We start from the raw sequence: 13,600 nt of genomic DNA on the forward strand, positions 1-13,600 counted from the left end.
ATTATCTGAATCTTTGATTCAGTAGTAATTTCGAGGATCCTCGATAAACAAAGAAATCGAAGATTTCTGGTTTCTCGGGACAACTGAGCTAATCACCCTATAAAACGAACTATCAAATATAAGTATATACAAAAAATATACCCAGAGCACTCTAACTCCCGAAATTATCTGAATCTTTGATTCAGCAGTAATTTCGAGGATCCTCGATAAACAAAGAAATCGAAGATTTCTGGTTTCTCGGGACAACTGAGCTAATCACCCTATAAAACGAACTATCAAATATAAGTATACACAAAAAATATACCTAGAGCACTCTAACTCCCGAAATTATCTGAATCTTTGATTCAGTAGTAATTTCGAGGATCCTCGATAAACAAAGAAATCGAAGATTTCTGGTTTCTCGGGACAACTGAGCTAATCACCCTATAAAACGAACTATCAAATATAAGTATACACAAAAAATATACCCAGAGCACTCTAACTCCCGAAATTATCTGAATCTTTGATTCAGTAGTAATTTCGAGGATCCTCGATAAACAAAGAAATCGAAGATTTCTGGTTTCTCGGGACAACTGAGCTAATCACCCTATAAAACGCTTAAAATATTATACGACTTATCAGCTAAAATAGTCCACCCGAATTCGTCTAATGAATAAGAAATTAACTGTAAAAATGAAACGTAAAAAAGTAATTGATTCTTGAGGGTAGCCACTTGATTTTATGAATTTAAATCAATATGATAGAGATTATTAGTAGGTTGATATTTTTACATAGAAATGAGGCGAGAATAAACAAAAATGACAACCAATAAAAACAAATTATTCCTAGTTGATGGTGAAGCTGGTATCGAAGATATTTCTGATGATGGCGAGCCTCCGCTGGGGGGTCTCTTTAACGATATAATCCTAACCAATTTGGCCACAAAACAAACAACTCAAAATACACAAATTATCCAATTCCAGCCTTTAATTAATTATAAAAATCAAAAATTTCCAGTTAGTGAAAAATCAGAACAATTCTATCAAAAATTTTATCCCAATTCTGATATTACAAATTGGAGTAATTGGAATTGGCAATTACGCAATAGAATTAAAAGTCTTAAACAATTGGAAGCAATTTTTACTCTCAGTAGTTCAGAGAGAGCAATAATGGAGAAAGGGTTTTCTAAAGGTAAGTTTCCGCTTTCTATCACTCCGTATTATGCAAGTTTAATAGATCCAAACAACTATACTCAAGCTTTACGAAGGACAGTGGTTCCAGTTATTGATGAGATGCGTGTAACTAAAGAAGAAGCACTTGATCCCTTAGGAGAAGAGTCAACTAATCCTGTTGATGGGATTATTCACAGATACCCTGATAGAGCCTTGTTTTTGGTTACTAATTTTTGCTCTGTTAATTGTAGGTATTGCACTCGTTCCAGAATGGTTGGTGATGCAAACAAACAAAATACTGGCTTAGCATATTGGCAAGCTGCTATTGATTATTTGAAAGCTCATTCCGAGATAAGAGATGTTGTTATTTCTGGTGGGGACCCTTTAACTTTGTCTGATAATCAACTAGATTGGTTGCTGACAAATATCGGAAAAATTAAACACATTGAAATAATGAGAATAGGTAGTAAAGTGCCAGCTGTTTTGCCTCAGCGAATAACGAAACGTTTGTTGAAGATTTTGCAAAAACATAAAAACTTATATTTAAGTTTACATTTTACTCATCCTGATGAGCTGACTGTTGAGACAAAAGAAGCTTGTTTGAGACTTTCTGATATTGGCATCCCCCTTGGGAGTCAAACAGTCCTCTTGAAGGGCATTAACGATAACGTTCCAGTGATGAAAAAATTATTTCATGAGTTATTAAAGGTTAGAGTAAGACCATATTATATGTATCAATGTGATTTGATTGTTGGCTCTTCGCACTTTAGAACAACCGTAGAAAAGGGCAAAGAGATTATCAAAGGGCTGAGAGGTCATACTTCTGGATATGCTATACCTCACTATGTTATAGATGCCCCAAATGGTGGAGGGAAAATACCTATCTTGCCTGATTATTACAAAGGTAAAAAAGGTAACCAAGTTATTCTTAGTAACTATCAAGACAAAATGTATACTTATTATGACCCTTCGTTCAATAAATCTACTGGTAAAATAGTGGTTGGGTTAACTTATGACTTAAAAGAAGATTATAGGAAAATGGGATATAATAATGAGGATGTTGCTGAGTTTGATAACATTGAGACTATCGATGCGATTGAGAATAGCTTGAAACAATTGGGGTATGAAACAGAAAGAATAGGGAACATACATCAGTTAGTTCATCTGTTGCATGGTGGTAAAAAATGGGATTTAGTGTTTAATATTGCTGAGGGCTTAAATGGTCCAGCTCGAGAATCTCAGATTCCTAACTTATTGGATGCCTATGGTATTCCCTCTACTTTTTCTGATTCTACGATACATTCCTTGTCTCAACATAAGGGTCTTGTTAAACATGTTTTGAATGACAAAGGTATTCCAACTGCTGGTTTTAGAGTGATTGAAGATCTTTCTGAGCTAAAGGATATTCCCTTTGGTTATCCTATGTTTGCGAAACCTGTTGCTGAAGGTAGTAGTAAAGGCATTAGCGCTACCTCTAAAATCAAAAATGAAAAAGACTTATATGAGACAGTTTCAACCTTGCTAAAGAACTTTAAACAGCCAGTTTTAGTTGAAGAATATTTGTCTGGAAGAGAATTTACAATCGGGATTGTAGGAACTGGACAGGAGTCAAAAGCCTTAGGTGTTTTAGAAGTTTTATTTGCAAAAAAAGACGAACAAGAAGTATATTCTTATGAAGTTAAGCAGAACTATAAAGAAATGGTGCGCTATCAAATTGCAATTGATTCTGATGCTTCTAGAAGCACAGAAGTTGCTCTTAAAGCTTGGAGAGCATTAGGTTGCAGGGATGGAGGAAGGGTAGACGTGAGGTTAGATAATAACGGAGTCCCTAACTTTATTGAGGTAAATACTTTGGCTGGCCTAAATCCAGCTGATTCTGATTTGCCAATATTATGTAGACATTTAAATGTTCCATATGTTGAGTTAATTAGAATGATAATGGATTCTGCAACTAAAAGATTAGTCCTGGTTAGTAATGACAAAACCAGTTAAAAAAGTTGTTCTTTTACATCAACAATTATTAGATCCTAATGCAGAAGACCAAATAGACACATTAGTACAAGTTAATAGTGTTAGAAAAGCTTTAGAGCAGTTAGATTTTCATGTTTTTGTTGAAGAGTTTAGTCTAAATAATCTTGACTCGCTATTCAGTAAGATTAAACTTTATTCTCCTGAATTTGTTTTTAATTTGGTGGAAACAGAGGGTAAATATTTGCATTTGGCTCCATTGTTTTTGGAGTTTTATTCAATTCCATATTCCGGCTGTTCGTCTGAAAGTACCTATTTAACTACAAATAAAGTGTTAGCAAAGTTAATGTTGAGACAATTTAATTTGCCTACAGCCAATTGGTTTAGTCTTGACTCTAAGGTCGGAGAAAGGGAGATGTTAAACAAAAAAGTCATCATCAAGTCTATTGTTGAGGATGCATCTATTAATATAGACGATTCTTCTGTCTCAGTGTTTTCTAGTTTTGAGATGATGCAAACTGAAATTCAAAATAAGAATAATAAATATAATGACAAATTTTTCATAGAAGAATACATTGATGGTAGAGAATTTAATATCTCGATTATTGGTTCTTCAGAAAATCCGCTTGTTTTGCCACTAGCAGAAATGCAGTTTATAAATTTTCCTGAGGATAAAGAAAAAATTATAAGCTATTCAGCAAAATGGGATGACTCAACTTTTGAGTATCAAAATACTCTCAGGACTTTTGATTTTGAGACAAGCGATAAAAGTTTATTAAAAAAGCTTGAGGCTATTTCTCTGAAATGTTGGGAAATTTTTGGTCTAAATGGCTACGCTAGAATCGATTTTCGAGTAGATAAATATAATAAGCCCTGGATATTGGAGATAAATGCGAATCCTGGGATTTCTGAGGACAGTGGTTTTGTGGCAGCCGCCAATAAATCGGGATTATCATATACAGACATGATAAAAGTTATAATTAATAATTTAAGGAAATTAAAATGAATAAACAAACAGACTTAACTTTTAGAGAAAAACCAAAAGCAGCAGATGTGGCAAATATCAGAAGAATCGTTGATTCCACAAAATTTTTTAATGAGGAAGAATTGGGTATTGCTGTTGAATTAATTGAAGAGAGATTACAAAAAGGAAAAGTTAGTGGATATTTATTTCTTTTTGCAGAGATAGCCCAAAAAGTAGTTGGCTATGTTTGCTATGGTCCTATTCATGGGACAGTAATGAGTTATGACTTGTACTGGATTGTTGTTGATAATAATTATCGGTCATTGGGGATAGGCAAAGAGTTGATGCTAAGAGCAGAGAAATTAATGAAAGAGCAGGGTGGTGGAAGAGTTTATGTGGAAACTTCCTCTCGTGAACAATATCTGCCTACAAGAACATTTTATCTGAGTTGCAATTATTATCTTGAGGCACAGCTAAAAGATTTTTACGGACCGAATGATGACAAAGCGCTTTTCGTAAAAGAGTTGTTGTAATGCTAAGAATTAGGCGTATTCATGATGCAATATATCCAGCAAACAAAAGAGAATTATTGCAAGTTCAGGAAATTATAAGAGCTCAATTTCCAGGGGTTAAAGAAGAAGAAATTTTACAATTAACAGAACAACTTCATAATCCATTAAAATATAAATTTCGTGCAATTTTATTAGTTGCAGACAATCATAAAGGAAATGTTGATGCCTTTGCTTTATTGTTTCACGCCCCAGATTTGAATTTTTGTTTTTTAGATTTTCTTGCTACAAAAAAAGGATTTTCTGGTAGGGGTATTGGCAGTATTCTTTATGAAAAAGTTAGGTCAGAAGCAAAAAAGCTGAATAGCGTTGGGTTGTTTTTTGAATGTTTGCCAGACGACCCTTTGTTATGCCGAGATCCAGAAATACTCAAAGAAAACATTCGTAGGTTTAAGTTTTATGAAAGTTTTGGTGTTACTCCAATCACAAATACAAAGTATGAGACTCTTTTAAATGAGGGAGATGATAATCCGCCTTATTTGATGTTTGATAATTTAGATAAAAGTGAAAATGTTTTAGATTTAGATATTGCAATTAAAATTGTTAAAGCTATTCTAAAGAGAAAGTATTCTGATTTGTGCTCTGAGGAATACATGAAGTTTGTTTTAGACTCGTTTAAGGATGACCCTATCCAATGCAGAAAGCCAAAATATCTGAAAAAAACTAACCATTCAAGTAATTTTTCGGTCAAAGATAAACAGAAAATAGCTTTAATAGTTAATGAAAAGCATTATATCCATCACGTTAAAGAACGTGGCTATGTAGAAGCACCGGTCAGAATTTCTTCCATAATGACAGAGTTAGATAAATCAAATCTTTTTGTAAAAATTAAAAGCCGAACTTTTTCTGAAGACTATATTAAAAAGGTGCATGATTTGGATTATTTTAATTACTTTAAAAAAGTTTGTGCCTCCTTGCCGGTAGGGAAGTCCATTTATCCTTACATTTTTCCTATAAGAAATGCAAAAAAACCACCTAAAGAGCTTGATGTTTGTGCTGGATATTATTGTATCGACACTTTTACTCCAATTAATACGAATGCTTTTTTAGCTGCAAAAGAATCGGTTTTTTGTACCTTAACTGGGGCAAAATTACTGGAAGATGGTCAGGATATTGTTTACTCTCTTGTACGACCTCCAGGTCATCATGCTGAAAAGAGAGCATTTGGCGGTTTTTGTTATTTTAATTCTGCTGCTATTTCCGCAGAATATTTGTCTAAGTTTGGGAAAATAGCTATATTAGATATTGATTATCATCATGGTAATGGTCAGCAAGACATTTTTTATAACAGGGAAGATGTCTTCACTGTTTCAATACATGGAAGCCCCAGATTTGCGTATCCATATTTTTCAGGATTTGTTGATGAAGTTGGCGTTGGTGTTGGTGAAGGGTTTAATGTTAATTATCCATTGCCTGAAAGTATTAGTTATGAAGAATATAAAAAGACTCTGATTAAGGCTATTAATAAAATAAAAAAGTATAAGCCATTATATTTGATTGTTAGTTTAGGACTAGATACCGCAAAAGGTGATCCTACTGGTACTTGGAGCTTTATAGCAAAAAACTTTGAAGAGACTGGTAAGTTGCTAGGAGAAATGAATTTACCAACGCTAGTTGTTCAAGAGGGTGGCTATAAAACTAGTAACTTAGGTATCAATGCCAAGTCTTTTTTTACTGGTTTATGGCGTAGTTACTACGAGTAGATAAAGTTTTACGTAACTTTCCCACGTATAGCATCAGTGGGATTTAGTTTTGCTATTTTTTTTGTTGGTAAGTAACTAACAATTGTCACCATAAGGAAGATCAGTAGTGTTGATCCTAAAATTAACTGCAAACTAAATGAAGCATATAATCTTTCTGGCATAGCCATACCGAAATCATCTGCTGCTGAATATACACTCATTCCAGTATTCATCATATAACGCATCAAAGGTAGTCCCCAGACAAACCCAGCACAAATTGCCAAAACCCCATTAAGCGCACCTTCAATGGTAAAAAGAGCAATCACTTTAGCTCTGGTCATACCCAACGCGATGAGAGTGCCAATTTCTTTACGACGACGAAACACAGCAAACATTTGACTATCAAAAATGGCAATCAAGGCTAATCCTAACAAAATAATATTCATCACAATACTAAAAGATTTTTCAGCATCAACGGAACTTTTCACATCCTGCAAAAGATTTTTTTGACTTTTATATGTCCATTTTTCAATACTTTCACTTATATGCGGATATTTTAAAACAAGAATAGTCGCTTCCTTTTCCATATTAGAAATTTCAAGCAAATCTTGTAGCGACATCCAAATCTGACCTCGATCTATTGTTTGGACGATAGTGCCCATGACTGCAACTATAGTTCCTTTTTTAGCATCAAAAGCACCGTTCTTATCTCTCCATCTAATCATAATAGTGTCCCCAACTTTTAATCCTGTGCTTTTTGCCATACGTTTGCCAATGATTAAGGGTAATTCTATCTCTGAGGACAATACTGTGGTTGGCATTTTTAAAATATTCTGATTTGGATTAATCCCACGCAACACGACACCCTGTTCTCTTCCTTGCGGAAAGATAGTGGCTGGTCGCAGCAGAATAGGTTCAGCTTGTCCTTCGTTTACCATAGCAATAAGCTTGGACGGAAGTGGTCCATAGGCATTGTCTAATTTAAAGGGATCATAAGGGTCGTAGCTGTTTACCCAAAATTGTCCACCACCAACTTCTTCCTCAATGACGGCTCTGGTCATTTGGTCGTTCATTCCAGCTATCAGCCCTTGATAAAGTAAAATAGCAACAAAGGCAAACGAAAGTATCAAAATATTTAGAACTGTTCGTAACCTTCCTCCCATTAAGTTTTTAAAAGCTAAATTTATTACTAATAACATAAATTTCTCCTATTATCTATACACAAAACTTAGCCGTTACCGTTTTACTAACGACGCAAATTAGCCTTAGTAAAGGTGTGTGCTGGTATGCTTTGGTCAAACTTAATAGAGTCAACTACAAACTCGGTTCCTTTTCCAGTTTTAAGCATGTCTTTATAGGTCATTCTCTTGGGATACCAACGATTAGCAACCTTAAATACTTCGTTAATCACTGACCGTTTAAGTAATTCACCACTTTTTGCAAATTGTTCGCTTTTTAGTGGAAGAAAACGTTCCTTATCCACCCAGATTTTCTGAACTGGATAAGAAAGACCTTCTTTTTTGCCTACTAGTTCCAAGACATAACATTCTCTTTCTTCAAATAGTTCTTCACGAATTATTTTAGAAGAATAGTTGTTAACTAAGTCGCTTTCTTCTAAATAATCTTCATAAGAAAGGTCTGATCCACTTACTGATTGTTTCAGCATATGTCCTGCAATTTTTATAATTCGGTCAGCCATTGGAGAATATATCCAGAGCTCATCTTCAATTTTTAACATTTTTGTTCCCTTTTCACGAGCGGGCGACAAATATTCAGTAAAAGCTAATTTGCCTTTCTCTGCAGACCAAGATTTAGCAGAAATACTCCTACTAAATCTAAGGTCGTGAATAATCATTGTTGATTCAGAAATTTGGTTAAGACCTTGAAAATTATTATCAACTTTTTGCAAAATTTCTGGACCAGTAAGAGCGAAACAAAAAGATAGTAATAGTATGATTTGTGCGAATATTTTCATTTTTATACCTCCAATTCTTTAAATAAACTTGCTGTTTGACGTTTATAAATACCAATCCCTGCAAATATAGCACCTAAGGCGGGAGCAAATACCCCAGGAAGAAACCCAATCACGAACGCAAAAGGAGTAACTTTAGCCCTCATGACATTTTCCATCATCATTGTTGAATTCTGCATTAAAGCTCCGTAATCAAGCCCATATATTTCCAACAAATATGCACAGAATAAACCGATAATCGTCCCGATAATTGAGCCGATTATTCCTATCATACAAGATTCTAGAATCATTGCCCGATAGATAAATCCTTTCGGTTCTCCCATGGCTAAACGAATACCAATTTCTCCGTATCGTCGAAGATTACCCATTAGTCCAGAATTCCAAAGCACTATGGCCATCGCAAAGACAAACAATCCGACAATGATAGAGCCAGCGGCATCCGCATAACCGAGCATTTCATCTAAACCATCCTGCTCACCCAAACTTAACATGATTGGAGCAAACTCATCCTCAGCATTACCAAAAGTTACATTAAACTTTTTGGCTGTCTCAACCATTTTCTTGTCATCATAAATCATATTAGAAGCGAAACCTAAAACATCACTGGCACCGTCAGGCATATCGAGCACAGACTGGATGTCTTTTATGTCTGCAATAATTGTTCCTCGATCCATAGCATTGATGCCAAAGCTAAGAAAACCAGAAACAATAAAATTAGCGAAGGCCATACTACCATTGATGGTTGAGGTTAATAAAGTAACGCTATCACCAATTTTAAGACCCAATTTGTTGGCAAACTGTTCGCTGATTAAAATCTCAAAAGGTTTCGTAGGTAGGGCTCCAGACACTAAACCTTGTTTAATCTTCATGATTTCTGATCCAACATTTGAACTAAAATCTATAGCCGTACCTACTACTGGTCCTTGCTTTAATGTTTCACCATTTTCATCTGGGACATCCAGTAAACCTCCAAATTGTATTCTAGTCATCCAACGAAAATCTGGATATGTAGTCTGCAGTTTTTCCAGTAACGGCGAGACCTCTATTAACGCTAAATCGTTAGGAACTTGGTCTTGGATTTTATAATAAGCGTTAGTCATAATGCGTACATGTCCAGTATTGAAACGTGCGCTGGTCTCTATCATGCCACCAATGCCACCTTCCATGAAGGTATACATAATAACTGCTAAGAACGCGCCCATTGTCACAATTATTATTGGTAGCAGACTACGCGAGCGGTCTCGCAGGATTCCTTTTAATAAGAATTTAATCATGTTATTTTCCCCCTTATTGCCTCGGTTGGATTTAGTTTTGCTATCTTCCTTGTTGGTAAATAGCTTACGATAGTAACAAGAATAAAAATTAGCAAAGTAGTCCCTATGATTAATTGTCCACTATAATAAGCATACAGACGGTCAGGGATTGCCATGCCAAAGTCATCGGCTGCTGAGTAAATAGACATACCCTTCACAGCGAAATAACGCAATAATGGATACCCCAAGATTGCTCCTGCAATAATAGCAAACACACCATTCAAGGCGCCTTCTATAGTAAAGATGGCAATAACTCTGTTACGCGTCATGCCCATGGCAATCATAGTTCCTATTTCTTTGCGTCTTCGAAAAACAGCCAGAACTTGAGTGTCAAAAATTGCTAGCATCGCTAAAAATAAAAGTAAGGCATACATTATTACAGCACCTGCTTGTTTAGTTTTTACTAGACTTTTCACATCACTAAGCAAAAAGTCTGTGCTTCTAAATGTCCAACCGGTAATTAGCTCAGGGGGAACATTTTTATCAACAAGAATGATTGTGGCTTCATTGGGTAGTCCAGAAAGCTCCTGTAAATCAGAGATTCTCATCCAAATTTGTCCACGGTCTATAGTTTGGACAATAGTGTCCATGATAGAAACAATGGTTCCTTCCTTGGCATCAAACGCACCATGCTTATCACGCCATCTGATCATGATTTTGTCACCAACGTTTAACCCACTACTTTTTGCCATATGCTTACCTATAAGCAGAGGAAATTCCAGTTGCGAAGATAAAGCAATCGTTGGCATTGTAACTAGTTTTTGGTTAGGATTAATGCCTCTCAATATTACGTTTTGGTCTCGTCCTTGAGGAAAAATTGTCGCAGGTCTTAATAAAATTTGTTCTGCTGTTCCATTATTGATTAATTTTTGTATTTCTGCTGGTATGTTCATATAGGCTTCATCCAGCGTAAGCGGGTCAAAGGGGTCATAGCTTTCAACCCAATACTGTCCGCCTGCTATTTCTTCATCTATCATTGCTCTACTCATTTGTTCATCCATGCCATTCATAATGCCTCTGAAAAAGATAATTATGACAAAAGCAAAAGATAGTATCAGAATATTTAGAATGGTTCGTAAACGACCACCCATTAGGTTTTTGAATGCTAAATTTAGTGCTAGTAACATAAACAACCGCCTTTCTTTTTTTTTAACATCTTATTACTCTTTTTTTGCAGAGGGGTTTGTGAAGTATTCATCCTTTGCAACTGCACCATCAACAAGCGATATTTTACGTTTCAGATAACTAATTACTTTGTCGTCGTGGGTGGAAAAAATAAAAGTTGTCTTTAGCTCTTTATTTAAATTAGCCATCATTTTTAAAATATTATGAGAGTTTTCTGCATCTAAGTTTGCAGTAGGTTCGTCCGCAAGCACAATCTTTGGTTCCTTCACCATTGCTCTAGCTACAGCTACTCGTTGACTCTCTCCGCCAGAAAGCTGCGTTGGTTTAGATTTAGTTTTATCCGTAAGTCCCACCCATTCTAAGGCTTGGTTTACTTTTTTCTGACGCTCACTGGCTGACATTTCCAGTAAAAGTAACGGAAATTCAATATTTTCGTAAACCGTATACACTGGTAGTAAGTTATATGTTTGAAAAATAAAGCCTAGATGATGGTTTCTTAGTTTTGCAGCTTGTTTATGTGAAAGAGTTTCAATCTTTTGATTAAGCACAATAGCGCTTCCTTCGGTTGGTTTATCTAGCGATCCTAAAATATTGAGTAGGGTAGTTTTTCCTGAACCACTTGGCCCAACAATTCCAGTAAATTCTCCCTCCTTGAATGAGAGGTTAATATTATTTAAGGCTGTAAAAAATCCACCTCCAATTGGAAATTTTTTTACTAAATTTTCTGTCTTTATTATTATATCAGTCATTTTTTCCTCCTTTTATTAATGATTTATCGCTATCATTACTTGAACTCCAGAATTTGCTAAAACTTCATCATTAAAGGCACTAACATTGACTGACCATTCGTCCAATGTGCGCTGCCAACTTATGAAAAATGAGTTTTTATCTAATGTCCAAACCCGTGTAATTATTGCAGACACGCTATCAAGCATATTTAGCGGATAATCAGCAGAGAGAGCAGAAATATCGCTAAGCTTATTTGTTTTAAATAGCTCGCTTCCAGCACTTGTGTTTTGGTGTTCTAAAAGAATATGTAAGCCACTTCCAACTTCAATGGTAGTATCCACGCCTAGAGTTCGAACATGTTTCCATTCTGTTAACCAAGGGGCGTTGGTTTTCTGAATTGTTGTTTCGAGCCAAAGCCCAAAGCCAACATCCCATTCACCATCAAACCCTAACCGATATTCATTGCCAGATTGTCCACCATTTTGAATTTGCCTTGTATGAGAAGATAATCCGAGTTCTCCTAAATAAAACGGAAACTGATAGCGTCCACCTATCTCGATGGAGTTCTTTAAAGTTTCTGTTGTTTCGAATCCTTTGAGATCTTCGTTCCCTACTAATGCCCAAAGCCAGACATTGCTATTGTCCAAAGAATAATATCTAGTTAAGAGACCAGAAACACCATTTGTTAAACCTAGTGGGTCTGTGGGGCTCATCTGGTCAAACCACTGGAGTGAACGAAGTATTTTAGCTGGACCAAAGTTAATTTTTTGTAAACCAAGACGAGTTTCTGATTGAGCAGAAGTATAACGCAACCATCCACGGTAAAGAGAGAGATTAGAGCTGAAATTACTCTTGTTAATTTCCCCTGAGGCATTTATATTCAAGGCAAAGTAGCCATCTATTGGCATATCAAACAGTTCGCCTTTATTAATTTTCATTTCTGGAATATAGCGAAGTCCAATAATATTTGGGGATACTTCTTGTTTAGGTATTATTGCCCAGGAGGAGAGTTGTCCATTAAATTCAGTAAATGAAAAGGAGAGTAGAGTGATTGTACAAATAAAGAGGTAAAAGATAGTTTTATTTTTCATGAACAATTCCTATTGCTGAAATCCCATAGAAAAAGAACGACATAATATGTTCAAACATTTCAGTAGTATTTTTGAAAAGGTTTTGGAAGATTGGGTCTGACATCGAGTTGGTAACGTGTGTTGACATAAATAATATAAATTCTGATGATAAGTTGGTGTTGAATTCTCCGTTGTTTTTTCCTTCGGTAAGTATGATTTTAAATGCTTCAATTGATTTTTCTTTCTGAGTTTGCATTTGTTTTGATACAGAAGCATAAGTGCCATCCATGATGTCTGAAATAAACGCTTTGCTATAGTTCAATGTCCAATTAATTTTAAATTGTATTAATTGCTTCATTTTTTCTTGAAATTTAATTTGTTGTTCCATCAGTTTATCGTATTTTTTCCATGCATCTACATTAATTTCTTCCAGTATATATAGGACTAGCTCTTCTTTGTTTCGGAAGGTTTTATAAAATGTTACTTTTGAGACATTAGATTCTTTACATATTTCTTCAATGCTTACTTTTTTTATACCATGATAGAAAATTAGTTTTTTTGTTGTTGAGACAAGCTTATTCATCTTATTAGATAATTTTTTCATGTTTGAGTTAACTCCTGCGTTCAATATTTACTATTATAGTTTAATGTTTGCATAATCGTAAATCGTTTGTCAAGAAAAACATCTATATTGTCTTGATTTTAACTAGTACTCGCGAATGCTTGTATAGAAAAAAAGTCTAGCAGAGCTGAGTGGGTAGGGTGTGAATTTTTTTTATTACTATATTTTAAGAAAAATTAAGCAACTGATTTTGCAAGCAATGTAATTGGTCAATAAGGTTTAATATTATGGGAACTGAATCATCGTTAACACCCATGGCTTCTTTAAGGTCCTGGATTAGGAGTACTCTTGATATATCTTCTTGATCCAGCATAGCGGGGTTTTGGTTGGTTAACTCAATCCATTCATTTTCAATACACATTATAATGAATGACGCTTCTAAATTATATTGAGTAATAATCTCTTCAACCTGTAATAATATTTTTTTTCCCATAG

At 35.0% G+C, this 13,600-nt stretch carries 12 protein-coding genes; 4 read left to right on the plus strand and 8 right to left on the minus strand.

Going from position 1 to position 13,600, the window contains the following annotated elements; genetic code table 11:
* Nucleotides 1–797 precede the first annotated feature (797 nt).
* From PHF25_00175 to PHF25_00190, 4 genes are read left to right on the plus strand one after another with little or no spacing between them, the layout of a single operon-like run.
* Nucleotides 798–3,143: a KamA family radical SAM protein gene (locus PHF25_00175; protein MDD4526435.1), complete on the plus strand. Its 2,346-nt coding sequence runs from the start codon at nt 798–800 to the stop codon at nt 3,141–3,143.
* Nucleotides 3,127–4,125 (plus strand): ATP-grasp domain-containing protein, encoded by a 999-nt coding sequence (locus tag PHF25_00180; protein MDD4526436.1) that lies wholly within the window; start codon nt 3,127–3,129, stop codon nt 4,123–4,125. The genes PHF25_00175 and PHF25_00180 overlap by 17 nt, the downstream gene beginning before the upstream one ends.
* A complete protein-coding gene (locus PHF25_00185) occupies nt 4,122–4,616 on the plus strand; it encodes a GNAT family N-acetyltransferase (protein MDD4526437.1) in 495 nt (164 codons plus the stop codon). Before PHF25_00180 ends, PHF25_00185 begins: the two co-directional genes overlap by 4 nt.
* Entirely contained in the window at nt 4,616–6,355 is a 1,740-nt protein-coding gene (locus PHF25_00190) for an acetylpolyamine amidohydrolase (GenBank protein MDD4526438.1), read from the plus strand. Before PHF25_00185 ends, PHF25_00190 begins: the two co-directional genes overlap by 1 nt.
* Before the next feature lie 8 nt (nt 6,356–6,363).
* Here the strand turns inward: PHF25_00190 and PHF25_00195 are convergent, their stop codons facing one another.
* The 8 genes from PHF25_00195 to PHF25_00230 all read right to left on the minus strand — a co-directional run bounded on the left by PHF25_00195 (nt 6,364) and on the right by PHF25_00230 (nt 13,598).
* Nucleotides 6,364–7,533, minus strand: coding sequence for an FtsX-like permease family protein (locus PHF25_00195; GenBank protein ID MDD4526439.1), 1,170 nt, complete (start codon nt 7,531–7,533; stop codon nt 6,364–6,366).
* 47 nt (nt 7,534–7,580) lie between these two features.
* Nucleotides 7,581–8,309, minus strand: coding sequence for an outer membrane lipoprotein-sorting protein (locus PHF25_00200; GenBank protein ID MDD4526440.1), 729 nt, complete (start codon nt 8,307–8,309; stop codon nt 7,581–7,583).
* A 2-nt stretch (nt 8,310–8,311) separates the two neighbouring features.
* Nucleotides 8,312–9,580, minus strand: coding sequence for an FtsX-like permease family protein (locus tag PHF25_00205; protein MDD4526441.1), 1,269 nt, complete (start codon nt 9,578–9,580; stop codon nt 8,312–8,314).
* Nucleotides 9,577–10,746 carry an FtsX-like permease family protein gene (locus tag PHF25_00210; protein MDD4526442.1) on the minus strand — a complete coding sequence of 390 codons (1,170 nt, stop codon included), beginning with the start codon at nt 10,744–10,746 and terminating at the stop codon, nt 9,577–9,579. Before PHF25_00210 ends, PHF25_00205 begins: the two co-directional genes overlap by 4 nt.
* Before the next feature lie 33 nt (nt 10,747–10,779).
* Complete coding sequence (locus tag PHF25_00215) at nt 10,780–11,493, minus strand: ABC transporter ATP-binding protein (GenBank protein ID MDD4526443.1); 714 nt, start codon at nt 11,491–11,493, stop codon at nt 10,780–10,782.
* A gap of 15 nt (nt 11,494–11,508) precedes the next feature.
* A complete protein-coding gene (locus PHF25_00220) occupies nt 11,509–12,564 on the minus strand; it encodes a hypothetical protein (GenBank protein ID MDD4526444.1) in 1,056 nt (351 codons plus the stop codon).
* Complete coding sequence (locus tag PHF25_00225; GenBank protein ID MDD4526445.1) at nt 12,554–13,147, minus strand: TetR/AcrR family transcriptional regulator; 594 nt, start codon at nt 13,145–13,147, stop codon at nt 12,554–12,556. The genes PHF25_00220 and PHF25_00225 overlap by 11 nt, the downstream gene beginning before the upstream one ends.
* Nucleotides 13,148–13,331: 184 nt before the next feature.
* Nucleotides 13,332–13,598 (minus strand): chaperone modulator CbpM, encoded by a 267-nt coding sequence (locus PHF25_00230; protein ID MDD4526446.1) that lies wholly within the window; start codon nt 13,596–13,598, stop codon nt 13,332–13,334.
* Nucleotides 13,599–13,600 lie beyond the last annotated feature (2 nt).

This window comes from Candidatus Margulisiibacteriota bacterium (genome assembly GCA_028706105.1).
Classification (GTDB): domain Bacteria; phylum Margulisbacteria; class Riflemargulisbacteria; order GWF2-35-9; family DYQY01; genus DYQY01.